The sequence below is a fragment of the Microbacterium maritypicum genome (assembly GCF_008868125.1).
Taxonomy (GTDB): Bacteria; Actinomycetota; Actinomycetes; order Actinomycetales; family Microbacteriaceae; genus Microbacterium; species Microbacterium maritypicum.
In genome coordinates this window covers 1,093,790-1,120,023 of sequence record NZ_WAAQ01000001.1, presented here as the reverse complement: position 1 = coordinate 1,120,023, position 26,234 = coordinate 1,093,790, and the positions used below count along the sequence as shown (strand labels likewise).

Here is a 26,234-nt window from a genome sequence, read left to right as displayed (position 1 = left end):
GCCCCCCAGGTCGTCAGAGTCACCGTAGCGCTCGACGCCCGCCGATGGCTAGAGAATCCTCGGGAGCACGGGCGGGGATCAGTACCAGTTCATGGCCTGCGAATGCGCCCATGCGCTGCAGGGAGTGCCGTACACCGACGAGATGTATCCCAGTCCCCAGGCGACCTGAGTGGCGGCGTTCGTCTGCCAGTCGGATCCGGCTGATGCCATCTTGCTGCCGGGAAGCGCCTGCGGGATGCCGGTGGCACCGCTCGGGTTGTACGCCTGGTAGTTCCAGCCGGACTCCTTGTTCCACAGGGAGTCCAGGCAGGAGAACTGATCGCCGCCCCATCCGTAGGTGCTCGACATGATCTGCTGCGCGGAGGCCTTGGCGCCCTCCGGCGTATTCGCTGCGGCCAGCGCGGCCGCCGCCTGCTGCTCCGCGGCGGCCTGAGCTGCCGCCTGCTCCGCCGCGATCCTCGCGGCTTCTTCCTCCGCCTGCTTCTGCTGCGCCGCGGTGAGTGCACTGCGCAGCTCTGCGGTATCGGCGACGACGTTCGCCGTCTCCTCTTCCGCCTTGTCGGCGAGGATGCCCACCAGAAGCACCGGAGTCACGTCGCTGTCATCCAGCTTGTCGATGTCGCTGACGAGGTCGGAGGTGTCGACCGACGTCACGACGCCGACGTCGAGCCCGGAGGCGACGACCTCGGACTCCAGCGTCTCGGCCGCCGCCACAGCGCCCTTCGCCTGCGCCAGGGTCGTCGAGGCGTCTTCCGTGATCTGCGCGAGCGGCTCGGCGCCGGCGAGGGCGGGAGCGGTGACGGCGGACGCGGCGTTCATGGCACCTACGGCGGGGGTGGAGGCGAGGCCGACGCTCAAGGTGATGCCGACGAGGGCGGCCGAGGCGACGCCGAGGATGGTCATCGGGCGGTGCGCGGCGTTTCGGGCGGAGGCTGCCGCGGAGGCGCGCCGAAGCGCACGGGTCTTGTGAAGCATGGGTTCGACTTTCGGGTGGTCGTACGCCCTTGCAGGAGACTCATCGGGAGCTCGTCCCAGGCGCAAGTGAACCACTCTGAACCATGAACCTGAACGAAAACCATCCCTCACCTGGGATTTACATGAGAAGAGGGCCCCATGCGCGCCTTTCGGCGGCACGAGGCCCTCTCACTCGGAGCATCTCCGAGACGGGTCTCAGACGTTCGCGTCCTGGCGCTTCAGGCGGGCGGTCTCACGCGCACGAGTGTTCGCGTCGAGGTTCACCTTGCGGATGCGGACGACCTCGGGGGTCACCTCGACGCACTCGTCGTCGCGGGCGAACTCGAGGCTCTCCTCCAGCGTGAGCTGGCGCGGAGGCGTCATCGACTCGAAGGTGTCGGAGCTCGCCGCACGCATGTTGGTGAGCTTCTTCTCCTTGGTGATGTTCACGTCCATGTCGTCGGCGCGGGAGTTCTCGCCGATGACCATGCCCTCGTAGACCTCCTGCGTGGGCTGCACGAAGAACGACATGCGCTCCTGCAGGGCGATCATGGCGAACGGAGTGACGACACCCTGACGGTCGGCGACGATCGAGCCGTTCTGACGTGTCGTGATGGAACCGGCCCACGGCTCGTAGCCGTGCGAGATCGCGTTCGCGATGCCGGTGCCGCGGGTGGTGGTCAGGAACTCGCTGCGGAAGCCGATCAGGCCGCGCGACGGAACGATGAACTCCATGCGCACCCAGCCGGTGCCGTGGTTGGTCATGTTCTCCATGCGACCCTTGCGGTTCGCGAGCAGCTGGGTGATCGCTCCGAGGTGCTCCTCCGGAGTGTCGATGGTCAGGTGCTCGAACGGCTCGTAGGTCTTGCCGTCGATCTTCTTCGTGACCACCTGCGGCTTGCCGACGGTGAGCTCGAAGCCCTCGCGGCGCATGTTCTCGACGAGGATGGCGAGCGCGAGCTCTCCACGGCCCTGCACCTCCCACGCATCCGGACGCCCGATGTCGACGACCTTGAGCGACACGTTGCCGATGAGCTCCTTGTCGAGACGGTCCTTGACCATGCGAGCGGTGAGCTTGTGCCCCTTGACCTTGCCCATGAGGGGCGAGGTGTTGGTGCCGATGGTCATCGAGATGGCGGGGTCGTCGACGGTGATGGCCGGCAGCGGACGCACGTCTTCGGGGTCGGCGATGGTCTCGCCGATCGTGATGTTCTCGAAGCCGGCGATGGCGACGATGTCGCCGGGGCCGGCGGAATCGGCGGGGTAGCGCTCGAGGGCACGGGTCTTCAGCAGCTCGGTGATGCGCGCGTTCTGGTGGGTGCCGTCGGCGCGGACCCAGGCCACGGTCTGGCCCTTCTTCAGCGTGCCGTTGAAGACGCGCAGCAGTGCGAGACGGCCGAGGAACGGGCTGGAGTCGAGGTTGGTGACCCAGGCCTGCAGCGGGTGCTCGTCGTCGTACGCGGGCGCGGGAACGTGCTCGAGGATCGCCTCGAACAGCGGCTCGAGATCGTCGTTGTCCGGCAGCGATCCGTCGGCGGGACGGTTCTGCGATGCGGCACCGGCACGACCGGAGGCGTAGACGACCGGCACGTCGAGGAGAGCGTCGACATCGAGGTCGGGCACATCGTCGACCAGGTCGGAGGCGAGACCCAGCAGCAGGTCGTGCGCCTCTTCCTCGACCTCCGCGATGCGGGCGTCGGGGCGGTCGGTCTTGTTGACCAGGAGGATGACGGGAAGCTTGGCCTCGAGCGCCTTGCGCAGCACGAAGCGGGTCTGCGGCAGCGGGCCCTCACTCGCGTCGACGAGCAGCACGACACCGTCGACCATGGACAGGCCGCGCTCGACCTCGCCACCGAAGTCGGCGTGACCGGGGGTGTCGATCACGTTGATCGTGATCTCCTTGCCCTGGGCGTGCTTGCCCTTGTACGTGATCGCCGTGTTCTTGGCGAGGATCGTGATGCCCTTTTCACGTTCCAGATCATTCGAGTCCATGGCGCGCTCGTCGACGTGAGCGTGTTCGCCGAAGGAGCCCGTCTGACGCAGCATGGCGTCGACGAGAGTGGTCTTGCCGTGGTCGACGTGCGCCACGATCGCGACGTTGCGGAGGTCAGAACGGAGGGCGTGCGCCATACAGGTGTCCTAAAAGATGTGGGGTTTCGCCGGGAAGCCGACGTTCCAGGATAACGCAAGCTCAGGGCTTGTTCCTGAAAAGCAGGTCGTAGCATCGAGATCGTGACCCGACCGCAGGCTCCGTGGGACCTCCCCGACCTCTCCCCCGCCCCGTCCCGTGCCCGGCTGTGGGTGGAGATCGCGATCGTCCTGGCCCTCGGCCTCGGCCAGTCCGCCGTGTACGCGATCGTGCAGCTCGCCTACCGCCTCACCGACGAGGTGCCGCTCGCCGAGCAGGTGGCGAAGCTCAATCCCTCGCGAAGCGACAGGGAGGTCTTCGACCTCATCTACCAGGTGCTCGCGATCGGCTTCTCGCTCGTGCCCGTGGTGCTGGTGTGCTTCCTGCTGTGGCAGTCCCGACGCCCGCACCTGGCGCGACTCGGGCTCGACGGCACGGGGGTCGCGAAGGATGCAGGTCGCGGCGTCCTCCTCGTCCTGGCGATCGGCATCCCCGGCCTCGGCCTCTACCTCGCCGGCCGGGCTCTCGGGCTCACGGTCGCGATCGACCCCGCCGGGATCGACGCCTACTGGTGGACCGTGCCGGTGCTGCTGCTGGCCGCGGCGCGGGCATCGCTGCAGGAGGAGTTCGTCCTGCTCGGATACCTGTTCACCCGGCTCCGGCAGCTCGGCTGGAACCCGTGGACGATCATCGTCTCCACGTCGGTCCTGCGGGCCAGCTACCACCTCTACCAGGGGTATCCGGCGTTCATCGGCAACCTCGCGATGGGCCTGCTCTTCGGATGGCTGTATCAGCGGTCGGGCCGGCTGATGCCGTTCCTCGTGGCGCACTTCGTCATCGACGCCGCCGCGTTCGTGGGGTACCCGTGGGCGGCGGCCACCTGGCCCGAGCTGTTCGGGTTGCCCGGCTGATCAGCTCAGGGCGAGGCGGTGCCGGCGACGATGATCGCCCCGATCGCCCAGAGCACGATCACGGCGAGTGCGATGAGCGCGGGGGCGTCCCAGGTGCGACGGATCGACGTGGGCACGGGAGGCGCCGCCTCCCAGAGATCGCGGATTTCCGTGAGGGCGCGGAGGCCGGCGGGAGCCTTGGGTTCGGCGGCGTCACCCCGTGCGGGGCGCGGTGGCCTGGCACGGGCGGGGCCGCCGTAGCAGGTGAGGTCTCGTCCATCGTCGAGCGAGAACTGGAGCTGCCAGCGAAGGTCGATGTCGCGCACGTTGTTCCAGCCGAAGCTGGTACGGCGCAGCATGTTCTGCACGACGACGCCCTCGGGGTCCACCCGAACCGAGGAGACGTAACTGAGCTCGTAGACGACCCACAGAGCCAGCAGCACCCACGGGGCGATGAGCAGCATCTGCACCCAGCTCCCTCGCACGACGGTGTCGCCGAGAAGGAACAACGCGAGCAGCGTGCTCGGGATCAGGATGACCAGTCCCGAGGACGCGCGATACGTTCGCGCGCCCTCGGGATGCTGTGGTTCGGTCACCGTCAGCGACCGCCGAGAGGGATCGACGCCCCGGGGATCGCCTTGAGCAGACGGTCGGTGTACTCCTGCTGCGGGTTGGCGAAGATCTCGTCGACAGTGCCCTGCTCGACGATCCTGCCCTTCTCCATGACGCACACGAGGTCGCTCGACACGCGGACGACGGCGAGGTCGTGCGTGATGAACAGATACGTGAGCCCGAGCTCGGACTGGAGTTCGGCGAGCAGCTGCAGCACCTGGTCCTGCACGAGCACATCGAGCGCCGAGACGGCCTCGTCGAGCACGATGATGTCGGGCTTCAGTGCCAGTGCACGCGCGATCGCGACGCGCTGACGCTGTCCGCCCGACAGCTCGTTCGGGTACCGAGTGGCGAGCACGCGCGGCAGCGAGACCTGATCGAGCAGCTCCTCGACGCGTTCGCGCTGCGACGCGCGATCGCCCACGCCGTGGATCTGCAGCGGCTCGGCGATCGTGTTGCCGATGTTGCGCAGCGGATCGAGCGAGCCGTACGGGTCCTGGAAGACCGGCTGCATGCGACGACGCAGGCCGAACGCCTGAGCGCTCGACAGCTTCGACACGTCCCGGCCGTCGATCTCGATGGTGCCGCTGGTGGGCTCCTCGAGCTTCAGCACCATCTTCGCCACCGTGGACTTGCCGGAGCCCGATTCGCCCACGAGAGCGAGCGTCTTTCCTCGGGGGATCTCGAACGACACATCATCGACCGCTCGGAAGGCCTCGCTGCGGAACCCTCCCTGACGGATCCGATAGTCCTTCGTGAGCCCCGCGACACGCACCGTCGGAGGGATGGCGGCGAGGTCTTCGATCGTCTCGATGCCTCGGTCCTCCACCACTGCCTGGATGCGCTGCGACGCGACGCTGGGCGCCGCAGCGACCAGGCGCTTCGTGTAGGGGTGCTGAGGGTTTTCGAGGATCTGGCGGCTCGGCCCTGCCTCGACGATGTTGCCGCCGTTCATCACGATGATCTTGTTCGCACGCTCGGCCGCGAGGCCAAGATCGTGCGTGATCAGGAGCATCGAGGTGCCCTTGTCGCGGGTGAGCGAGGCCATGTGGTCGAGGATCACGCGCTGCACCGTCACGTCCAGAGCCGAGGTCGGCTCGTCGGCGATGAGCAGCTTGGGGTCTGCCGCGAGCCCGATACCGATCAGCGCACGCTGACGCATGCCGCCTGAGAACTGGTGCGGGAACTGATGCAGTCGCTTCTCGGCATCGGCCAGGCCCGCCTGCTGCAGAACCTCGATCGTGCGCGCCTTGGCACTCCCGCGATCCCGGGCGATGCCGTTCGCACGGATCGCCTCCTTGACCTGGAATCCGATGCTCCAGACGGGGTTGAGGTTCGACATCGGGTCCTGCGGCACGAAGCCGATGTCCCGACCGCGCACGGCCTCGATCTCACGGCGGTTCAGTGTCGTGAGCTCTCGCCCGTCGAGGGTGATGGACCCCGCGGTGACCTCTCCGGTTCCGGGAAGCAGGTTCACGATGGCCGTGGCCGTCGTGGACTTGCCTGATCCCGACTCGCCGACGATGGCGACGGTCTCGCCCGGCATGATGTCGAAGCTGACTCCGTGGAGCACTTCGCGCAGCCCCTCCTGGGTGCGGAAGGCGACCGTGAGGTCGCGGACGCTCAGCAGAGGGACCTGTTCGGTGACGCGCTCGCTCATCGGCGTGCCCTCGCCTTCGGGTCGAGGGCGTCTCTGATGAGCTCGCCCAGGGTGACGAATGCCAGCACCGCGAGGGTGAGGGCGATCGACGGATAGATGAGTGCCATCGGCGCCACGCGCAGCGAGGCCTGAGCCTTCGCGATGTCGTTGCCCCACGACATCACGTCGCTGCCGAGCCCCACTCCGAGGAACGACAGCGTGGCTTCAGCGACGATGGCCGCAGCGAGGCCGAGCGTCGAGACGACGAGCAGTGGAGCGATCGCATTCGGTACGACGTGGTTCAACAGGATCTTGAACTTCGACTGCCCGAGCGCCTGCGATGCCATCACGAAGTCGGCTTGGCGGACGCGGAGCACCTCCGCCCGAACGACACGCGCGGTCGAGGCCCAGGCGAACGCCCCGATGGCGAACGCGAGAGTCCACACCGACCGGGCGTCCCGGAACACGGTCATCACGACGACGGCCGCGAGGATGTACGGGATCGCGAAGAAGATGTCACCGATGCGCGACAGCAGTCCGTCGAGCCAGCCGCCGTAGAAACCGGCGAGGGCTCCCATGATCAGGCCGAGCACAGACGAGATCACGGTGGCGATCAGGCCCACAGCCAGCGACGTCTGCGATCCCCACACGATGCGGGCGTAGATGTCGCACCCCTGGAACGTGAATCCGAGGGGGTGCCCCTCGGTCGGCCCGCCGTTGCTGTTGGAGAGCTGGCAGCCTTCGTTGGGGGGTGTGGAGGTGAACAGCGTCGGCCACAATGCCATCACGAGGAAGAACAGCGCGAGCGCGATCGAGAACCAGAACAGGGGGCGACGGCGCAGGTCGAACCAGGCGTCCCTCCACAGGTTGCTGGGCTTGTCCGAGATACGGACGGCGTCGACGGAGATCGACTCGGTCTCCACCGGGGCGACGTAGTGCTGAGGTGTGGAATCAGGCATAGCGGATCCTCGGGTCGAGCAGACCGTAGAGCAGGTCGATGAGAAGGTTCACCAGCACGTACAGGATGACGAATACCGTCACGAAAGAGACCACAGTGGGGCCTTCGCCGCGCTGGATCGCCTGGAACAGCGTGTTACCGACACCCGGGACGTTGAAGATTCCCTCGGTGACGGTGGCGCCGACGAGCAGCACGCCGAAGTTCGTGGCGGAGTTGGTGATGACGGGGATCAGCGAGTTGCGCAGCACGTGTACGGGAAGCACCCGGTTACGGGAGAGACCCTTGCTGTACGCGGTGCGCACCCAGTCCTGGTTCAGAGTCTCGATGACGGAGCTGCGCATCAGACGCATACTCACGGCATAGAGGCTGAACCCGAGGACGATCGCCGGGAGCCACAGCCCGCCCCAGTCGTTGTCCGCGCCCACGGTGGGCTTGAACCATCCGAGCTGGATCGCGAGGAAGTACTGCGCGAGGAACGCGACCACGAAGATGGGGATCGCGATCGCGACGAGGGCGACGACGAGCGACACGTTGTCGAACAGCTTGCCCTTGCGCAGCGCCGAGATGGTTCCGATGATGATCGCCAGCGTGAACTCGATCGCGATCGCCATGACGGCGAGGCGCCCCGTGACGGGGAGGGTGGCGGCGAGGACCGCCGAAACCGGGCGACCGGAGTAGGTCGTGCCCAGGTCACCCTGGAGGACACCGGTGATGTAGTACCAGTACTGGACGATGAACGGATCGTTCAGGTGGTACTGCTCGCGCAGCTGCTCGAGGACAGCGGGGTTCGGGGTCTTGTCCCCGAACAGGGCGAGGATCGGATCGCCGGGCATGGCGAACACGAGGAAATAGATGAGCAGGGTGGCTCCGAAGAAGACCGGGATCACCTGCAGAAGACGTCTCAGAATGTAACCGAGCATCCGCTTGTCCCTTCTTAGAGGGGTGAGAGAAGCGAGGCGAACACAAGCCTGTGAGGCGGTGACGAAGAATCGTCACCGCCTCACAGGTGAAGTGCCGTCGGGCTTTACTCGCCGGCCTTCGTGATCTCGTAGTACAGCGGAACCGAGTTCCAGCCGAACGTCACGTTGTCGACGTTCTCGCTGAAGCCACCGGTCACGTTCGAGTACCACAGCGGGATCGCGGGCAGGTCCTGGAACAGAACCTCCTGCGCCTTCGTGAAGTCCTCGATCTGCGCGTCGGCGTCGGGGTTGCTGATACCGGCCTTGATCAGGTCGTCGAACTCGGGGTTCGAGTAGTCACCGTCGTTGGAACCGGCGCCGGTCGCGTAGAGCGGTCCGAGGAAGTTGTACAGACCCGGGTAGTCGGCCTGCCATCCCGAACGTGCGGCGGTGGTGATGGTGCGGTCGTTGACCTTGGACCGGAGGTCCTGGAAGGTCGGGTACGGGTCGCCCGATGCGTCGATGCCCAGGGTGTTCTTGATGCTGTTGCTCACAGCGTCAACCCATGCGTCGTGTCCGCCGTCGGCGTTGTACGCGATCTTGAACGTGCCCTCCCACGGGGCGATGGCGTCGGCCTCGGCCCACAGCTCCTTCGCCTTCTCGGGGTCGTAGTCGAGGACCTCGCTGCCGGGGACCGAGTCGGACCAGCCGGCGATGACCGGCGACGTGAAGTCCTTCGCCGGGGTGCGCGAGCCCGAGAAGATGGTCTCGGTGATCTCGTCACGGTTGATCGCCATCGACAGCGCCTGACGACGCAGCTTGCCCTCTTCGCCGCTGAAGTGCGGCAGGAACTGGCCGATGGTGAACGACTGGAACACAGCGGAGGGCTGGTTCACGGCGCGGTCGCCGAGCTCGTCGGTGAAGACGGCCAGCGAGTTCGTCGGGATCGCGTCGATGACGTCGACCTCGTTCGACAGCAGGTCGGCGTACGCCGCTTCCTGCGTCGCGTAGAACTTGATGGTGAGGCCGCCGTTGGCCGCCTTGCGTCCGCCGTCGTAGTCGTCGTTGCGGACGAGCTCGATCTGGACGTCGTGCTGCCACGCGTCTTCGTCGGCGATCTTGTACGGGCCGTTGCCGATCGGGTTCTGACCGAAGGCATCCATGTCTTCGAATGCGACATCGGGCAGCGGGTAGAACGCCGAGTAGCCGAGACGCAGCGCGAAGTCGGAGGCCGGCTTGTTGAGCGCGATCGTGAAGGTGTAGTCATCGACCTGCTTCAGGCCGGTGAGCTCGGAGTCCTCGTCGTAGCTGAAGCCCTCGATGTCCTCGAAGAAGTAGCTGGAGAGGTGGCCGTTCGAGAGCTTCGCGCCCTCGTTCCACGCCTTGATGAAGTTGTCGGCCGTGACCTCTTCACCGTCGGTGAAGGTCAGGCCTTCCTTGATCTTGATCGTGAGGTTCTGGGGGTCCTCGGTGGTGATCTCCTCAGCCACGTCGTTGACCGGCTTGCCCTCGGCGTCGTAGTAGATCAGCCCTGCGAAGATCTCGTCGAGGATCTTTCCGCCACCCACCTCGTTGGTGTTGGTCGGGATGAGCGGGTTCTCCGGCTCGGATCCGTTGGTCGTGATGATGGCGTCCGCGTTGACGTTTCCGCCGGCGTCGCCGTTCGACTCGTTTCCGCCGCTGGCGCAGCCCGCGAGCGCCAGGGCGCCGATCACGAACAACGCGGTGCCCGCAAGGGCGATCTTGTTGCGCTTCACTTTGTGTCCTCCTGTGGACATTCGGGGTTCTGCGTGCGCATCGTCGAGCACGCAGGGATACCTGAGCGTAACCCGCCGGTTCGCGAACCGTCCTCTTCAGCTAACGAACTGTTACTGAGTGGTGACCATCTGTAACACCGGGGAAACACCGCGAAACAGCAGACGGTGCCGCGCTCCCATACAGAAGCGCGGCACCGTCTGCTCAGATGAGCACGTGGTTCAGGCGAAAGCCTCCACCGGCGGGCAGGCGCACACGAGGTTGCGGTCGCCGTACGCCTGATCGATGCGACGCACCGGCGGCCAGTACTTGCCGGCGACCAGGGCGTGCACGGGATAGGCGGCATCCTCTCGCGAGTACGCATGGTTCCACTCCCCCGCGATGAGCGACACCGCGGTGTGCGGCGCGTGCACGAGGGGGTTGTCGTCCGCGGGCCAGCGTCCGGCGGCGACCGCGTCCGCTTCGGCCTTGATCATGACCATCGCCTCGACGAACCGCTCGATCTCGTCGAGGTCCTCCGACTCGGTCGGCTCGACCATGAGGGTTCCCGCGACGGGGAAAGACATGGTCGGCGCGTGGAAGCCGTAGTCGATGAGGCGCTTGGCGACATCGTCGACCGTGATGCCGGTCGCTTCCTTGAGCGGGCGGAGGTCGAGGATGCACTCGTGCGCCACGCGGCCGTTCTCGCCGGTGTAGAGCACCGGGAAGTGGGCGCTGAGGCGCTCCGCGATGTAGTTCGCCGACAGCACGGCCGCAGCGGTGGCCCGACGCAGTCCATCGGCTCCCATCATGCGCACGTAGGCCCAGGAGATCGGCAGGATGCCCGCGGATCCGTACGGAGCCGCGGAGATCACGCCGCCGCCGAACGTGTAACCGCCGAAGTGCTCGGCGCTCTGTGCGAGCGGGTGCGAGGGGAGGAACGGCGCGAGGTGGGACTTCGCCGCCACCGGTCCGATGCCGGGCCCGCCGCCGCCGTGCGGGATGGCGAAGGTCTTGTGCAGGTTGAGGTGCGAGACATCGCCGCCCAGGTCGCCGAAGCGCGCATAGCCCAGCAGCGCGTTGAGGTTCGCGCCGTCGACGTACACCTGTCCGCCCGCGTCGTGCACAGCGGCCGTGATCTCGACGACCTGCTCCTCGTACACGCCGTGCGTGGAGGGGTAGGTGATCATGAGAGCGGAGAGGTCGTCGGCGTGCAGGGTGATCTTCGCGCGCAGGTCGTCGAGGTCGACGTTGCCGAGCTCGTCCGTCGCCACGACGACGACCTTCATCCCCGCGAGCACGGCCGAGGCCGCGTTCGTGCCGTGAGCCGACGACGGGATGAGGCACACCGTGCGGTGCGCGTCGCCGTTCGCGTGGTGATAGCCGCGGATGGCGAGGAGGCCGGCCAGCTCACCCTGCGAACCGGCGTTCGGCTGCAGCGAGACCGCGTCATACCCCGTGACCTCGGCCAGCCAGCCCTCGAGCTGCTCGATGAGCTCGAGGTAGCCCTGCACGTCGGCGGCCGGAGCGAACGGGTGGATACCGGCGAACTCCGGCCAGCTGATGGCTGCCATCTCCGTCGCCGCGTTGAGCTTCATCGTGCACGAGCCCAGGGGGATCATGCCGCGATCGAGCGCGTAGTCGCGGTCGGAGAGGCTCTTCAGATACCGCATCATGGCGGTCTCCGAGCGGTGCGAGTGGAAGACGGGGTGCGTGAGGTACTCATCCTGACGCAGCAGCGCCTCGGGAAGCCGGCCGTGCTCGGAGGCGGCGATGTAGCCGAAGGAGCGCCCTGTACCCGATGCGAAGCAGCCCGCGACCCGGTCGAGGTCGGTGAACGTCGTGGTCTCGTCGACCGAGACGCCGACGGTGTCGGCGTCGACCTCGTGGAGGAGATAGCCCGCGTCGTGCGCGGTGGCGACGATCTCGGAGGCGCGGCCCGGCACGCGGACACGGAGAGTGTCGAAGAACTCCCTGTGCTCGATGTCGAGTTCGAGCTCGATGAGCCAGGTGGCCAGAGCGTCCGCCTTGCGGGCCACGTCCACGGCGATCGCTCGGAGCCCGTCCGGACCGTGGTAGACCGCGTACATCGACGCCATGACGGCCAGCAGCACCTGCGCGGTGCAGATGTTCGACGTCGCCTTCTCACGGCGGATGTGCTGCTCACGCGTCTGCAGCGAGAGCCGGTAGGCGGGCTTGCCGTCGGCATCCACCGAGACGCCGACGAGACGGCCGGGCAGCTGACGCTCGAGACCGGAGCGGACCGCCATGTAGCCCGCGTGCGGGCCACCGAAGCCCATCGGAACGCCGAAGCGCTGCGTCGTGCCGACCGACACGTCCGCACCGAGGGAACCGGGCGAGGCGATCAGCGTGAGAGCGAGCAGATCGGCGGCCGCGACCGCGAGAGCACCGGAGAGGTGCGCCGCTTCGAAGACGGCCGACGGATCCCACACCCGTCCGGATGCCCCGGGGTACTGGACGAAGACGCCGAACAGCTCGGAGGGCAGCTCCTCGCCCGCAGCGAAGTCGACGGTGACGATGTCGATACCGAGCGCCTCCGCGCGCGTGGCGAGCATCGCCCTGGTCTGCGGGAGCGCGTCCGCGTCGACCGCGAACACCGTCGACGACGACTTCGAGGCGCGACGGGAGAGCAGCATCGCCTCGACGACCGCGGTCGACTCGTCGAGCATCGATGCGTTCGCCGTGGTGAGGCCGGTGAGTTCTGCGACCATCGTCTGGAAGTTGATGAGCGCCTCCAGGCGCCCCTGCGAGATCTCCGGCTGATACGGCGTGTACGCGGTGTACCAGGACGGGTTCTCCAGCACGTTGCGCTGGATCACCTGCGGCGTGATGGTGCCGTAGTAGCCGAGGCCGATCATCGGTCGGTTCACGGTGTTGCGCGAGGCGAGCGCGCGCAACTCGGCGAGAGCCTCGGTCTCGCTCGCGGCGGACGGGATGCGCGAGGGCGCGTCCGCCGCCTCGGATGACGGGCCCGTGTAGATCGACGCGGGCACGGCCTGGCGCATGAGCGCCTCGACCGGGCTCAGCGCATCGTCCGCTCCGGCGTTGTCGAGACCGAGGGCGGCGAGCATCGTGCGCTGCGCGGCATCCGTGGGTCCGATGTGACGATCGGCGAAAGTGACCACTGGCGAATCAGCCCTCCGTGAGTGCGACATAGGCGTCGCGGTCGAGCAGTCCATCCAGCGCACCGGCGGCGACGGCGACCTTGAGCAGCCATCCGCCCTCGAACGGCGCCGCGTTGACCAGCGACGGGTCATCGACGGCCGCGTCATTGATCTCGACGACCGTGCCGGAGACCGGTGCGTACAGCTCACCGACCGACTTGGTGGACTCGATCTCTCCGACGACCGCTCCCGCGGTGACCTCGGTGCCGACGGCGGGGAGCTCGACGAACACGACGTCGCCCAGCTTCTCGGCGGCGTAGTCGGTGATGCCGATGGTCACGGTGTCGCCGTCAGCGGCGATCCACTCGTGCTCTTCGGTGTAGTGGAGTGCGGCGAGATCGGTCATTTGGTCCTCCGGTAGAAAGGCAGGGCGGTCACGGTCGCGGGGATCCTGGTGCCCCGCACATCAAGGAATACTGCGGTTCCCTCTTCCGCGGAAGAAGGTTTCACGTAGGCCATCGCGATCGGATGACCGAGCGTGGGGCTGAGCGCCCCGCTCGTGATCTCGCCGAGCACCGATCCGTCTTCGTCGACGACGGCGTATCCGGCGCGGCCGGCGCGCTTGCCCTCGGCCACGAGTCCGACCAGGACCGGCGCTTGCGCTGCCTCGGTCGACTCCGCGGCGGCGGAGAGCGCCTCCTTGCCGACGAAGTGCTCCTTCGCGGTCACGACGACGCGTCCGAGGCCTGCCTGAGACGGCTGGGTGTCAAGGCTCAGTTCGTGCCCGTAGAGCGGCATCCCCGCCTCGAGGCGAAGGGTGTCGCGCGCGGCGAGCCCGGCGGGAACCAGGCCGTGCGGCGTGCCGGCAGCGAGCAGAGCATCCCACAGCGCCGCCGCGTCGTCAGCGGCGACGAGAAGCTCGAAGCCGTCCTCGCCCGTGTAGCCGGTGCGCGCGAGGAGGAGCGGCTTGCCGCGGTAGTTCGCCGACGCCCAGGCATAGTACTTCTGCTCGGACCAGGGAATGCTCACGTCGGTGATGTCAGCGGTCGCGGCGAGGATGGCCTCGGCGTTCGGACCCTGTACGGCGATGAGGGCGTAGTCGTCGGAGACGTCTTCGACGTCGACTCCGCGATCGCCGAGGAACCCCGCGAAGCTGCGCTCCTCGCCCGGTGCCCGAGCGGGGAGGTCGCGCTCGACGAGCGACGGGAAATCACGGACGCGTTTCGCGAATGCCGAGTCGACGAAGCCCCGATTGCCGGCGTTCGCGATCACGAGGTAGCGGTCCTCGGCCAGCCGGTAGGCGATGACATCATCGATGATGCCGCCGCCCTCCGCGAGCAGGAGCGAGTACTTCGCCTTCCCGACCGGCATCGCCGAGATGCGGCCGGCCAGAGCGTAGTCGAGGAATTCCGCTGCGGCCTCGCCCGTCACCAGGAACTCGGCCATGTGCGAGATGTCGAAGATGCCCGCGCTCTCGCGCACGGCGTGGTGCTCGGCGAGGTCGGACGTGTAGCGCACCGGCATCTGCCAGCCGCCGAAGTCGGTGAACGACGCGCCGAGCGCCTCATGGCGTTCGCGGAGCGGGGTGTAGCGGGGGTCGGACATGGAGTTCTCCCGGGCTGTGTCGGGCGGAACGGCGGCATCGCCGTTCCTCGGAACTCCCCCTCTGTCATAGGCCTGAGAGTTTCACCCGCGCACGGAGGCGGGGCTTTCACCGTCGGCGGATCCGCGCGGTCGCGGGATCGCTTTTCAGAGTGGCCGGAACCGCGCGGTACGCGTACCTGAGAGATTGGCGGGGAGGCTTGCTCCTTCGGTGCCCGGCTGCGTTCGCCGGGGCTCTCCCGCGTGGGTCATTCGGCCTGTCTTCAGTTGTGGGTTCAGTCTAGCCGGTGCGGCCCCCGCGCCGAGGCCTGCGTCCCGACAACAAAGCTCCCGTCGCGCCCTCGGCCGCTGCGAACGTGCGCGAGCGACCGAGAGTGCGACGGGAGCGAGGGTGTGGCCGGTGCCCGTCAGCGCGCGATGCCGAGTTCGGCACGGACCTCGTCGCGGAGGCGGCCAAGGTTGTCGGGCTCTGGCGCCGCGCCGAGGAGAGTCCGGGTGTACTCGTGCTGCGGATTCAGGATCACCTCGTCCGCAGGACCGCGCTCGACCACGTCGCCCTTGTAGAGCACCATGATCTCGTCGGAGAAGTGCCGAGCCGTCGCCAGGTCGTGCGTGATGTAGAGCACACCGAGGTTCTCCTCGCGCTGCAGGTCAGCCAGCAGGTTGAGAACGCCCAGCCGGATCGACACGTCGAGCATCGAGACCGGCTCATCCGCGACGATGAACCGCGCCCCCGGAGCGAGGGCACGAGCGATCGCGACCCGCTGTCGCTGCCCGCCGGACAGCTCGTGCGGGCGGCGCTCTGCGAAGCTCTCCCCCGGCGTCAACCGCACCCGCTCCAGCAGCTCGACCGCACGTTCGCGCACCTGCGAGCGGGACAGGTCGGGGTGGTGCAGGCGGATCGGACGCTCGAGGTGATGCACGATGGTGTGGAAGGGGTTCAGAGACGCGAACGGGTCCTGGAACACCATCTGCACATCCGCGCGGTAGCGCTCCAAGGCCCGCCCTCGGGCGCCAGAGGGCTTCCCATCCAGAAGGATCTCCCCGCTAGTGGGAGTCTCCAACTTCATCAGCATCCTGGCGATCGTGGACTTCCCCGACCCCGACTCCCCTACCAGAGCGACCGTCTTGCCGGCCTCGATCGTGAAGGACACGTCCTTCACCGCGTGCAGCACGTTGGTGCGGAATCCGGAACGCAGATGGAAGTCCTTCACCAGATTCCGCGCCTCCAGACGTGCCGTCTGCGGCGGCGCCGTGTCGGCGCGGTTGCTGTGGGTGGTCATCGGACGCCCTCCTGGCTCACACCGGTACGCACGAAGTCGCCCCGCTCGCCCTTGAGCGACGGGAAGCTCGACAGCAACCGCTTCGTGTATTCGTGCTGGGGGGACCTGTAGATCTCCTCCGCCGTCCCCTCCTCCACGATCTGTCCCTGCAGCATGATCGCGATCCTGTCGCTGATCTCGATCAGCATCGGCAGATCATGCGTGATGAAGATCACCGCGAAACCGAGCTTCTCCCGCAACCGCATGATCTCCCGGATGATCCCGCGCTGCACGACCACGTCCAACGCGGTGGTCGGCTCGTCCATGATCATCACCTGGGGGTCGAGGGCCAGGGCCATCGCGATCATCATGCGCTGCCGCATCCCGCCCGAGAGCTCATGCGGGAAGCTCGACAGGCGATTCGGGTCGACCCCGACGAGGGTGAGCAGCTCCTCCGCCCGAGCGGTCTTCGCCTTCTTGCTCATCCCCGGGCGGTGTGTGTCGAAGATGTCGAAGATCTGCGCCTTGACCGAGATGACCGGGTTCAGCGAGTTCATCGCGCCCTGGAACACCATCGAGATCTTGTCCCATCGGAACGCCCTGAGGCCTTCTCCATCCAGGCCCACGATGTCGATGTCATGACCATCCCGGTCATGGAACACGATCTCGCCACCCGTCATCAGGGCCGGCGCCTTCAGCAGACGGTTCATCCCGTACGCCAGGGTCGTCTTCCCGCACCCCGACTCCCCCGCCAGCCCCAGGATCTCGCCTCGGTTCAGCGTCAAGGAGACGTCACGCACGGCCTTCACCGGCGGATCCACCTCATACTCGATCGACACGTTCCGCGCCGTCAGGACGGGCTCGCTCATGCGGTGACTCCCTTGGTCTTGGCAGCCTTGCGCACGCGGCGCGCGGCTTCGGGCGCATTGCGCAGCTTCGGGTTGATGACCTCGTCGATCGCGAAGTTGATGAGCGAAAGGCCGGCACCGAGGAGCGCGATCATGAGTCCGGGCGGGACGAACCACCACCAGGCTCCGCGTCCGAGAGCCTGCCCCGACTGCGCGTCGTTGAGGATCGAGCCCCAGGTGATCGACGAGTTGGGGCCGAGGCCCAGGTACGAGAGCCCTGCCTCACCGAGGATCGCGAAGATGATCGCGAACAGGAACTGCGCCGCGAGCAACGGCAGGAGGTTCGGCATGATCTCGACGAGGATCACGCGGAACGACCGCTCCCCCGCGACCTTCGCGGCGTACACGTAGTCGCGTGTGCGGAGAGAGCGCGTCTGGAGCCGGAGCACATAGGCAGCCCCTGCCCAGGAGGTGATGCCGAGCACGAATGCGACGAGCTGCCAGCTGCGCTGCGGCACGAAGGAGGCGATCACCATCACGAGCGGGAGTCCGGGGATCACGATCATGACGTTGGTGAGGAGCGCGAGACCGTCTTCGCGCCAGCCACCCAGGTATCCGGCGAGGACACCGAACAGCAGGGACAGCACGATCGCGATGGCTCCGGCCGTCACGCCGATGAGCAGCGAGCCCTGCGCGCCGATCGCGAGCTGGGCGAACATGTCGTTGCCGAGCTTGGTCGTGCCGAGCCAGTGCTCCGCGGAAGGCGGCTGGAGCGCGGGGTTGGCGGTGCTGCGCGGGTCCTGCGAGAACATCGGCGCGATGATCGCGAACAGCACGATCGCGACCACGATGATCGCGCCGACGATGAACTTCGGCGACGTGCTGGGCAGGATGCGGCGACGCTTGCGTCCCTGCTGCGTAGCGAGCGAGATCGTGCTGGCCGGTGCCGTGATCGGCGGCTCCTGGGTCAGGAGCGGGTTCTTGGTGTCAGACATTCTGGCGAGCCCTCGGGTCGATGAAGCCATAGACGAGGTCCATGATGAAGTTGGCGGCGAGCACCGTCAGGGTGATGACGAGGAACAGTCCCTGCATCAGCGCGTAGTCGTTGTTGGTCACGGCCTGGAACATCAGCTTGCCGATGCCGGGATAGGTGAACACCTGCTCCATCACGATGGATCCGGCCACGACGAACCCGAGGGTGATCGAGAAGCCGGCGATCGAGGGGATGGCGGCGTTGCGGGCAGCGTACGTCGTGAGGACCCGGCGCGGCCGGAGCCCCTTCGCCTCGGCCGTGAGCACGTAGTCCTCGGCGAGCGTGGACACCATCATGTTGCGCATGCCGAACATCCAGCCGCCGACCGAGCTGATCACGATCGTGAGCGCCGGGAGGATCGCGTGCGCCACCGCGTCGGTGAAGAACGCCCAGGTCGGCTCGGGGCCGTCAGGGTAGTCGAAGACGTCGTAGCCGCCGAAGATGGGGAACCATCCCAGACCGACCGCGAACACGGCCACCAGGATCAGCGCCATCCAGAAGTACGGGATCGACTGCAGCACCGTGGTGGCGGGGATGAGGTGATCGACCCAGGTGCCGCGCTTCCATCCGGCCCAGGCGCCGAGCACGACGCCGAGGACGAAGGAGATCACGGTCGCGGTGCCGACCAGGATGAGCGTCCAGGGCAGGGCACCCGCGATGAGTTCCGTCACCGGGGTGGGGAACTTGGTGACCGAGACGCCGAGGTCGCCCTGGAACATGCGCCCCCAGTAGGCCAGATACTGCTCCCAGAGGGAGGAGTCATCGCCGCCGAGCAGGAGCTTGATGTTGCGGATGGTGGTCTCGGAGACCTCACCGCCTGCTCTCTGCATCTTGGCGATCATGATGTCTGCCGGGTTCCCCGGCATGAGCCGGGGAAGAAGGAAGTTGATGGAGATCGCGGCCCAGAGCGTGAACGCGTAGAACCCGATTCTTCGTGCATAGAACTTCATGTCACTTGTTTCCTGACTGCCTTCTTCCCCGACTCCTCTCCTACTTGACCGGCTGCAGCTGCGTGAGGACGTAGCCTGCCGCGATGGCACCCCAGGACGGCGGGAAGGCGTAGAGGTCTTCCTCGGTCGGCCAGCCCGTGTAGTCCTTCGTGTTGTAGAAGGTCTGGGTCGCGTTGATGACGAGCGGGATGTAGGGCAGGTCGCGGACGATCTCGGTCTGGATCGTGCCGTACAGCTCCTTCTTCGTGGCCTCGTCGTTCGTGCTGATCGCCGCCTGGATGGCGGTGTCGACGACCGGGTTGCTGTACCGGCTGAAGTTCCAGCGCCCTGCCGGGATCTCCGTGCCGACGGGGCTCGTCGACTCGACGGCGGTACCGCCGAACCAGTCACGGTAGATCTGGAACGGGTCGGCGACGGAGGTGCCGATCACACCACCGACGATCAGCTGGAAGTCGCCACCCTGACGGGAGTCGGAGAACTCCTGCCACTGCACCGTGGAGGCCGTGATCTTGATGCCGGCGGCCTCGGCCTGCTCGGCGATCAGCTTCGCGGCGTCGTTGTAGTCCGTCCAGCCGTCGACCGAGGTGAGCGTGAGCTCGAGCGGAGCGCCGTCCTTCTCGTAGATGCCGCTGGAGCCCTTGGTGTAGCCGGCGGCTTCGAGGATCGAACCCGCCTCGGCGGCGTTCGCCTCCTGCGGGCTGACCTCGTTGGCGGGGTCGGCGACCCACTTCTCGTCGCGGGGCAGCAGAGCGAACGTCGGCGAGATGTCGCCGGTGAGGCCGACGAACGCCTTGTCCTTGATCGTGGAGCGGTCGATCGCGGCGTTGAGCGCCTGACGCACGGCGACGTCGGTCTGCGGACCGGTGCAGCCGAGCTCGGCGTTCGAGCAGGTGTAGAGCACCGTCGGGTCCTGCGGCGTGTTGATCCAGTCGATCTTGCCGTTGGCGGTCACATCATCCGGGTTCGGGATGAACATGCCGGTCCAGTCGAGCTTGCCTGCGGCCAGCAGGTCCTGCGCGGTCTGGTTGTTGTCGACGGCGATGTACTGGACCTTCTTGACACCCAGCTTGTCGGCGTCGCGGAAGTTCTCGTTCGCGACGAGGGTGTACGACTCGCTCGTGGTCTTGTCGACGACGTAGGCGCCCGAGCCGACCGGCTCCTCGTTCGCGAAGTTCGCGAAGTCGGTGACGTCTGCCCAGACGTGCTCGGGGAGGATGTAGGTCGACCCGAGGCGCTGGAACTCGGTGGTGTACTGCGCCGAGGAGTAGGTCAGCACGACGGTGGTGTCGTCGGTGGCCTCGGCGGAGACCAGGCCGTTGCCCTCGGGGTTGTTGGCCTCGTAGTTGAAGGAGAACGCGACGTCCTTCGCGGTGAGCGGCTTGCCGTCGCTCCACTTGAGGTCGGGCTTGATGGTGATGGTGATCACCGTGCCGTCCTCGTTGTACTCGAACGAGTCGCCGATCAGGCCGACCGGCTCGGAGTCGGCCGTCTTGTTGTAGAAGAACAGCGGCTCGTAGATCGGGCCCAGCGCGCCGTGGAGCACGGTCGGTGCGAACGGGTTGTAGTTCGCGGTGATCGGGGTCTGGCTGCCGGCCCAGACACGCAGGGCCCGGTCGCCATCGGCGTTGCCGCTGTCGCTACCGCCGCCACAGGCCGTGAGGCCCAGGGCGAGGACGGATGCTCCGGCAATCGCGGTGAGCGCAATCTTGCGCCTTCCGTTACGGATCATTTCTCTTGTTTCCTCTCGGTGCTGCACTGCAGGAGGGATCGCTCCGGATGGAGCAGAACCCCGGATGCGGGGTTCATGGGCCCCGCGGAGGCGGCCGGTCGGCCGCTCTCGAAGGGGTTTGTTAGGACAGTAACCTAACAAACCCCGTCCCGGTGGACAAGACTCCCCGAGCCCGCCAGATAACGTTTCGGACTCGACCGCCATCGTGGTCATATACGCGCACTAAGGGTGCGAATGACACTAAGATCGATCCCGGAGGTTAAGGTGCCCATGACTCAAAGCAGCGACATCCGCGTCGCCGTCTCGACGGTCATCCTGACGTTGCGACGCACGGATGACGGACGCGCGGTGCTCGCGCTGCCGCTCGTGCTGCGCACCCGCGAGCCCTTCGCCGACCAATGGGCCCTTCCCGGCGGGTGGCTCACGCCGACCGAGTCGCCCGTCGATGCCTCGGCGCGCACCCTCGCCGAGACCACCGGCCTCGCCCCCAGCTACCTCGAGCAGCTCTACGCCTTCGGCGCCGTCGACCGCTCCCCCACCAGGGTCGTGTCGATCGTGTACTGGGCGCTGCTGCGACAGGACGACGTGACGGCGCAGAGCGCAGCACATCGCGCATCCGGCGCCGCCCCCGAGAACGTGAAGTGGTTCGACGTCGACGAGCTGCCGCAGCTGGCCTTCGATCACACCGAGATCGTCGAGTACGCACTGTGGCGACTGCGCAACAAGGTCGGATACAGCCGCGTCGCGCAGGGATTCCTGCCCGCGGAGTTCACGCTCGCCGAGCTGCGGGAGGCCTATGAGGCGATCCTCGACCGCACCCTCGATCCCGCCAACTTCCGTCGCCAGGTGGAGGCAGCGGGCAACCTGCTCCCCACCGACCGGTTCCGTACCGGAAGCCACCGCCCCGCGCGTCTGTATCGCGACAACACCGATGTCGAGCTGGCCGATCGTGGCCCGCTCGGTCCCGAAGAAACGAGCACCCGATGAGCATCACCTTCGTACCCGCTCCTGCTGTCCCGCCCCTGGACGCCTCGGTCGACCATGCGATCCAGGCCATCGTCAGCGGAGCGTCGACCGATGCCACGTGCGCCACCGATCTCGCAGCCGGCCCCTGGGATTTCGACGCACGACCGGGCTACGGACCGGGCTCGTCCATGGGGGATGTCATCCCGACCGGCGCACCCCGACAGGGCGAACTGCCCGTCGAGTACCGCGAAGCCTCGGAGGAAGAACTCGACGGGCGGATCCGGGCGGCGAAGGCCACCCTCGGCGACAGGGTCGTGGTCCTCGGCCACTTCTACCAGCGGGAGGAGGTCGTGCAGCACGCGGACTACGTCGGGGACTCCTTCCAGCTCGCGACTGCAGCCAAGGGACGCTCCGACGCCGAGGCCATCGTGTTCTGTGGAGTGCACTTCATGGCCGAGACCGCCGACCTGCTCTCACAGCCCGACCAGGCGGTGATCCTTCCCAACCTCGCCGCCGGCTGCTCGATGGCCGACATGGCCGACATCGACCAGGTCGAGGAGTGCTGGGAGCAGCTCGAAGAGGTGCTCGGTGACCTCGACGCCGTAGACGCCGACGGGCGTGTGCCGGTGATCCCCGTGACCTACATGAACTCCTCCGCAGCGATCAAGGGCTTCGTCGGACGGCACGGCGGGATCGTCTGCACCTCCTCCAACGCCCAGACGGTCCTCGAGTGGGCGTTCGAGCGCGGACACCGGGTGCTGTTCTTCCCCGACCAGCACCTCGGCCGCAACACCGCGAAGGCGATGGGTGTGCCGCTCGAGCAGATGCCGATGTGGAACCCGCGGCGAGCGCTCGGCGGATCGTCCGCGACAGAGATCGTCGACGCACGCGTGATCCTGTGGCACGGGTTCTGCTCGGTGCACCGCCGCTTCACGGTCGGCCAGATCGACCAGGCCCGTGCCGAGCACCCCGGCGTGCGTGTGATCGTGCACCCCGAATGCCCGATGGAGGTCGTCGACGCCGCAGACGAGGCGGGCTCGACCGAGTACATCCGCCGCGCGATCGACGCGGCCACGGAGCCCACCACGTTCGCGATCGGCACCGAGATCAACCTGGTCCGCCGACTCGCGGCGCAGTACCCGCAGCACGAGATCTTCTGCCTCGACCCTGTGGTGTGCCCCTGCTCGACGATGTACCGCATCCACCCCGGATACCTGGCCTGGGTGCTGGAAGAGCTGGTCGCCGGCCGCACGCCGAACCGGATCACCGTCTCCGAAGACGTCGCCGATCCCGCACGGGTGGCACTGGAGCGGATGCTCGCGGCGAAGCCTCCGGCGGTCGCAGGCGCGCGATGAACGTCGTGGTCGTCGGCTCGGGCATCGCGGGACTCACCGCGGCGCTCCACGCGCACGAGTCCGGCCACGAGGTGACGATCGTCACCAAGGGCGACCTCGGCGACGGCTGCACCGGACTCGCCCAGGGCGGTGTCGCCGGGATCTACGGGCCTCGCGACTCCGCCGCGCAGCACGCCGACGACACGATGGACGCCGGTGCGGGGCTGTCCGACCCGGAAGCCGTCGGTGTGCTGGTCGCGGAGGGCGCGTCCCGGATCGCCGAGCTGATCGCCCGCGGCGTCGCCTTCGATCGCGCGGCTGACGGCTCGCTGCAGCTCGGACGTGAAGCCGCGCACCGCCACGCCCGCATCGTGCATGCGGGTGGCGACGCCACGGGAGCGGCGATCTCCGCAGCGCTGGTCGCGTCTGTGCGCCGGACGCGAATCGATGTCATCGAGCGCGCCTTCCTGATCGATCTCGTGCGCGTCGGGGGTGCGGTGCGCGGTCTGCGGACCCTTCGCGACAGCGTGGTCTCCGACACGTCGGCCGATGCGGTGATCCTCGCCACCGGGGGCGCAGGGCACCTGTATGCGCACACGACGAACCCGGCGGGAGCGACGGGAGACGGCATCGCCGCCGCGCTGCGCGCGGGAGCAGCGGTCGCCGACCTGGAGTTCGTCCAGTTCCACCCGACGATCCTCGCCTCGGGCCCGGCCTTCCTGATCTCTGAGGCCGTGCGCGGCGAAGGTGCGACGCTGATCGACGACGAGGGCCGCCGGTTCGTGTTCGACAGCCACCCCGACGGCGAGCTCGCACCGCGCGACGTCGTGTCGCGGGCGATCGCCCGCCGCGCCGCGGCTCAGGGCGCACCGGTCAGGCTCGACGCCACGATGCTCGGCGCCGCCGTCCTCGCGCGACGCTTCCCCACCATCGACCGGGTGACCAGAGAGCGCGGCTTCGACTGGGCGCATGAGCCGATTCCCGTGACACCGGCCGCGCACTATCTGATGGGCGGCGTGGTGACCGATCTCGATGGACGCACGACGGTCCGCGGTCTGTTCGCCGTGGGAGAGGTCGCCCGCACGGGAGTGCACGGGGCCAACCGGCTGGCGTCGAACTCGCTCCTCGAGGGCGCGGTGTTCGGGGCCCGCGCGGCTGCCGCCCTGACGCAGCCGTGGACGGAGGTCGATCACGAGTCCTGCCCGGTCGACCCGCGCGCGCACGAGAGCCGCGACACGGGAGCGCCCGCCTTCACCCGGGCCGCCCTGCAGCAGCTCATGTGGGACGAGGTCGGACTGCTGCGGACGGGCGAGGGGCTCACCCACGCACTCCGCACGCTGCGGGCGTGGTCTTCATCGAGCTCAGCGCCGACGACGGCGAGCGCCCACGAAGACGCCAACCTGCTGCTTCTGGCGGAGGCGACGGCATCTGCGGCGCTGGCGCGAACGGTGTCGGTCGGCGCTCATCATCGTGTCGACGCCCCCATTCCCGAACCCGGTGCGCGCTCGCACGCCCCCTCATCGATCCTGGAGACCGTCTGATGCTGACCACTGCCACTGTGAACCGCGTCGTCGGCGCGGCCCTCGAAGAGGACGCCCCCTGGGGCGACCTGACCAGCACCACGCTGCTGCCCGCAGATGCCACCGCCACCGCCGATCTCGTTGCTCGCGAGGCCGGGGTCTTCAGCGGTGGTGAGGTGTTCGCCGCCGCGTTCCGGCTCACCGACACGGCTCTCGACGTGGACCTGCACGTCGGCGACGGTGACGACTTCGCCGCGGGCGACGTCCTCGCGTCGGTCTCTGGCTCAGCGCGCAGCGTGCTCACGGCGGAACGCGTCGCACTGAACTTCACGCAGCGGATGAGCGGCATCGCCACTCTCACCGCCGCCTACGTGGCAGCGATCGACGGCACGGGCGCCCGGATAGCCGACACCCGCAAGACCACGCCGGGGCTGCGCGCGTTCGAGCGTCATGCCGTCGAGTCCGGTGGCGGCCACAACCACCGCTACTCGCTGTCCGATGCCGTTATGGCGAAGGACAACCACCTCGCGGTGCTGAAACGCTCCGGCCGCGACCTCGCGACCGCACTGCGCGAGGCCTTGTCCCGCCTTCCCCACACGACCCACGTCGTGGTCGAGGTGGATCGTCTCGACCAGATCGAGGCGGTGCTCGACGGCGGTGCCCACACCGTGCTGCTCGACAACTTCTCGCTCGACGACCTGCGCGAGGGGGTTGCCCTGATCGGCGACCGCGCCACCGTCGAAGCCTCCGGCGGGGTGAACCTCGACACCGTCGGCGACATCGCCCGCACCGGAGTGGATGTGATCTCGGTCGGCGCTCTGACGCACTCCGCACGCGCCCTCGACCTGGGCCTGGATCTACGGATCGACTGACCGCGATGTCGCACCCTGGCATGTTGTATCTCGATCACGCCGCGACCTCCCCGGTACGACCGGAGGTGCTCGAGGCGATGGGTCCGTATCTCTCCGGGGTGTCCGGCAACCCGTCGAGCCATCACACTGCCGGCGAAGCCGCCGCGGGTGCTCTGCACGATGCCCGCGCACGGGTGGCCCGGATCCTCGGGATGCGCACGGGCGATGTCGTGTTCACCGCAGGGGGCACCGAGGCGAACAACCTCGCGGTGAAGGGCATCGTGCTGGCGGCTCTCGAGGCAGGGCGACGTCACCTGGTGATCTCACCGATCGAGCACGAGTCGATCCTCGAATCCGCCGAATACCTCCGACGCTTCCATGCCGTCGAGGTGACGCTGCTGCCCGTCGACGCGCGCGGACGGATCGCACCGGACGACCTGACGGCGGCGATCCGCGACGACACAGCGCTGGTGTCGATCGGCCACGCGAACAACGAGATCGGCACGATCCAGGACGCGACGGCACTGGCTTCCGTCACCCGGGCCGCCCGTGTGCCCCTGCATCTGGATGCCGTGCAGTCGGCCGGCTGGCTGGGGCTGCGGGATCTCGGCGCTGATGCGGTGTCGATCGCCGGCCACAAGCTCGGCACCCCCAAGGGCATCGGCGCCCTGGCCGTGCGCGGGCGGGTGCCCGTCGAGCCGCTGCTGCACGGCGGCGGGCAGGAGCGCGGACGACGCTCCGGTACCGAGAACGTCGCGGGGGCCGTGGCACTCGCGACGGCTCTGGAGATCGCCGAGCACGAACGCGAGGTGGTCGCCGCGCGCGTCGGCGCGGCGACGAGGCACTTCATCGCCCTGGTCCTCGACAGCATCCCCGAAGCCGTGCTCACCGGTGACGCCCTGCATCGTCTGCCGGGGACGGCGAGCTTCACCTTCGCCGGCACCAGCGGGGAATCGGTGCTGCTCGAGCTGGAGCGCCGCGGTGTCATCTCGTCGAGCGGATCGGCGTGTGCGGCGGGTAGCGATGAGCCCTCCCATGTGCTCCTCGCCTGCGCCGTGGCGCCCGAGGTGGCGCAGACCGCCGTGCGCTTCACCTTCGGACGCGTTCCGCTGCCCGAAGACGCTCCCGTACGACTGGCCGCGCTCGTCACAGAGTCGGTGCGCGCGGCTCGGGGCTGACACGCGGCCATAGACTCGGCAG

Annotated in this window: 21 protein-coding genes and 2 riboswitches; of the genes, 6 read left to right on the top strand and 15 right to left on the bottom strand. The window is 67.7% G+C overall.

Features of this window, described 5'->3' with window-relative positions; translation table 11 throughout:
- Positions 1–78 precede the first annotated feature (78 nt).
- Both F6W70_RS05450 and typA read right to left on the bottom strand, forming a co-directional pair.
- Complete coding sequence (locus F6W70_RS05450) at positions 79–975, bottom strand: aggregation-promoting factor C-terminal-like domain-containing protein (protein WP_151486099.1); 897 nt, start codon at positions 973–975, stop codon at positions 79–81.
- 195 nt (positions 976–1,170) lie between these two features.
- The gene (gene typA, locus F6W70_RS05445; RefSeq protein ID WP_053095568.1) at positions 1,171–3,084 is read right to left on the bottom strand and encodes a translational GTPase TypA; all 1,914 of its coding nucleotides are present in this window, start codon (positions 3,082–3,084) and stop codon (positions 1,171–1,173) included.
- A gap of 102 nt (positions 3,085–3,186) precedes the next feature.
- Between typA and F6W70_RS05440 the strand changes: the two genes are divergently transcribed.
- Positions 3,187–3,993: a CPBP family intramembrane glutamic endopeptidase gene (locus F6W70_RS05440; protein WP_151486098.1), complete on the top strand. Its 807-nt coding sequence runs from the start codon at positions 3,187–3,189 to the stop codon at positions 3,991–3,993.
- Positions 3,994–3,998: 5 nt separating this feature from the next.
- On the opposite strand, the gene F6W70_RS05435 is transcribed toward F6W70_RS05440, so the two are convergent.
- The 13 genes from F6W70_RS05435 to F6W70_RS05375 form a co-directional block, all read right to left on the bottom strand.
- Positions 3,999–4,568: a PH domain-containing protein gene (locus F6W70_RS05435; protein WP_151486097.1), complete on the bottom strand. Its 570-nt coding sequence runs from the start codon at positions 4,566–4,568 to the stop codon at positions 3,999–4,001.
- 2 nt (positions 4,569–4,570) lie between these two features.
- Complete coding sequence (locus F6W70_RS05430; RefSeq protein WP_017828658.1) at positions 4,571–6,244, bottom strand: dipeptide ABC transporter ATP-binding protein; 1,674 nt, start codon at positions 6,242–6,244, stop codon at positions 4,571–4,573.
- Positions 6,241–7,182, bottom strand: coding sequence for an ABC transporter permease (locus F6W70_RS05425; RefSeq protein ID WP_017828659.1), 942 nt, complete (start codon positions 7,180–7,182; stop codon positions 6,241–6,243). The genes F6W70_RS05430 and F6W70_RS05425 overlap by 4 nt, the downstream gene beginning before the upstream one ends.
- Positions 7,175–8,101, bottom strand: coding sequence for an ABC transporter permease (locus tag F6W70_RS05420; protein WP_055864468.1), 927 nt, complete (start codon positions 8,099–8,101; stop codon positions 7,175–7,177). Before F6W70_RS05420 ends, F6W70_RS05425 begins: the two co-directional genes overlap by 8 nt.
- 104 nt (positions 8,102–8,205) lie before the next feature.
- Positions 8,206–9,837, bottom strand: a complete 1,632-nt coding sequence (locus tag F6W70_RS05415) for a peptide ABC transporter substrate-binding protein (RefSeq protein ID WP_017828661.1) — start codon at positions 9,835–9,837, stop codon at positions 8,206–8,208.
- A 219-nt stretch (positions 9,838–10,056) separates the two neighbouring features.
- On the bottom strand, positions 10,057–12,990 hold the full coding sequence (gene gcvP, locus F6W70_RS05410) for an aminomethyl-transferring glycine dehydrogenase (RefSeq protein WP_151486096.1): 2,934 nt from the start codon (positions 12,988–12,990) through the stop codon (positions 10,057–10,059).
- Positions 12,968–13,345: a glycine cleavage system protein GcvH gene (gene gcvH, locus F6W70_RS05405; protein WP_127482628.1), complete on the bottom strand. Its 378-nt coding sequence runs from the start codon at positions 13,343–13,345 to the stop codon at positions 12,968–12,970. Before gcvH ends, gcvP begins: the two co-directional genes overlap by 23 nt.
- Positions 13,342–14,544, bottom strand: coding sequence for a glycine cleavage system aminomethyltransferase GcvT (locus F6W70_RS05400; protein ID WP_151486095.1), 1,203 nt, complete (start codon positions 14,542–14,544; stop codon positions 13,342–13,344). Before F6W70_RS05400 ends, gcvH begins: the two co-directional genes overlap by 4 nt.
- 54 nt (positions 14,545–14,598) lie before the next feature.
- A riboswitch (glycine riboswitch) is annotated at positions 14,599–14,697 on the bottom strand.
- Between the two features lies 1 nt (position 14,698).
- Positions 14,699–14,793, bottom strand: a riboswitch (glycine riboswitch).
- 155 nt (positions 14,794–14,948) lie between these two features.
- Positions 14,949–15,824: an ABC transporter ATP-binding protein gene (locus tag F6W70_RS05395; RefSeq protein WP_151486094.1), complete on the bottom strand. Its 876-nt coding sequence runs from the start codon at positions 15,822–15,824 to the stop codon at positions 14,949–14,951.
- Positions 15,821–16,672, bottom strand: coding sequence for an ABC transporter ATP-binding protein (locus F6W70_RS05390; RefSeq protein ID WP_017828666.1), 852 nt, complete (start codon positions 16,670–16,672; stop codon positions 15,821–15,823). The genes F6W70_RS05395 and F6W70_RS05390 overlap by 4 nt, the downstream gene beginning before the upstream one ends.
- Entirely contained in the window at positions 16,669–17,646 is a 978-nt protein-coding gene (locus tag F6W70_RS05385; protein WP_017828667.1) for an ABC transporter permease, read from the bottom strand. The genes F6W70_RS05390 and F6W70_RS05385 overlap by 4 nt, the downstream gene beginning before the upstream one ends.
- A complete protein-coding gene (locus F6W70_RS05380; RefSeq protein ID WP_055864485.1) occupies positions 17,639–18,634 on the bottom strand; it encodes an ABC transporter permease in 996 nt (331 codons plus the stop codon). Before F6W70_RS05380 ends, F6W70_RS05385 begins: the two co-directional genes overlap by 8 nt.
- 40 nt (positions 18,635–18,674) lie before the next feature.
- Entirely contained in the window at positions 18,675–20,363 is a 1,689-nt protein-coding gene (locus tag F6W70_RS05375; protein WP_055864487.1) for an ABC transporter substrate-binding protein, read from the bottom strand.
- Positions 20,364–20,633: 270 nt separating this feature from the next.
- On the opposite strand from F6W70_RS05375, the gene F6W70_RS05370 reads away from it, so the two are divergent.
- The 5 genes from F6W70_RS05370 to F6W70_RS05350 are packed head-to-tail and all read left to right on the top strand — an operon-like array spanning position 20,634 to position 26,212.
- Complete coding sequence (locus F6W70_RS05370) at positions 20,634–21,350, top strand: NUDIX hydrolase (protein WP_055864489.1); 717 nt, start codon at positions 20,634–20,636, stop codon at positions 21,348–21,350.
- Positions 21,347–22,684 (top strand): quinolinate synthase NadA, encoded by a 1,338-nt coding sequence (gene nadA, locus F6W70_RS05365; protein ID WP_151486093.1) that lies wholly within the window; start codon positions 21,347–21,349, stop codon positions 22,682–22,684. Before F6W70_RS05370 ends, nadA begins: the two co-directional genes overlap by 4 nt.
- Positions 22,681–24,204, top strand: a complete 1,524-nt coding sequence (gene nadB, locus F6W70_RS05360) for an L-aspartate oxidase (protein ID WP_151486092.1) — start codon at positions 22,681–22,683, stop codon at positions 24,202–24,204. Before nadA ends, nadB begins: the two co-directional genes overlap by 4 nt.
- Complete coding sequence (nadC, locus tag F6W70_RS05355) at positions 24,204–25,055, top strand: carboxylating nicotinate-nucleotide diphosphorylase (RefSeq protein WP_151486091.1); 852 nt, start codon at positions 24,204–24,206, stop codon at positions 25,053–25,055. Before nadB ends, nadC begins: the two co-directional genes overlap by 1 nt.
- Before the next feature lie 20 nt (positions 25,056–25,075).
- Positions 25,076–26,212: a cysteine desulfurase family protein gene (locus F6W70_RS05350; RefSeq protein ID WP_151486643.1), complete on the top strand. Its 1,137-nt coding sequence runs from the start codon at positions 25,076–25,078 to the stop codon at positions 26,210–26,212.
- Positions 26,213–26,234 lie beyond the last annotated feature (22 nt).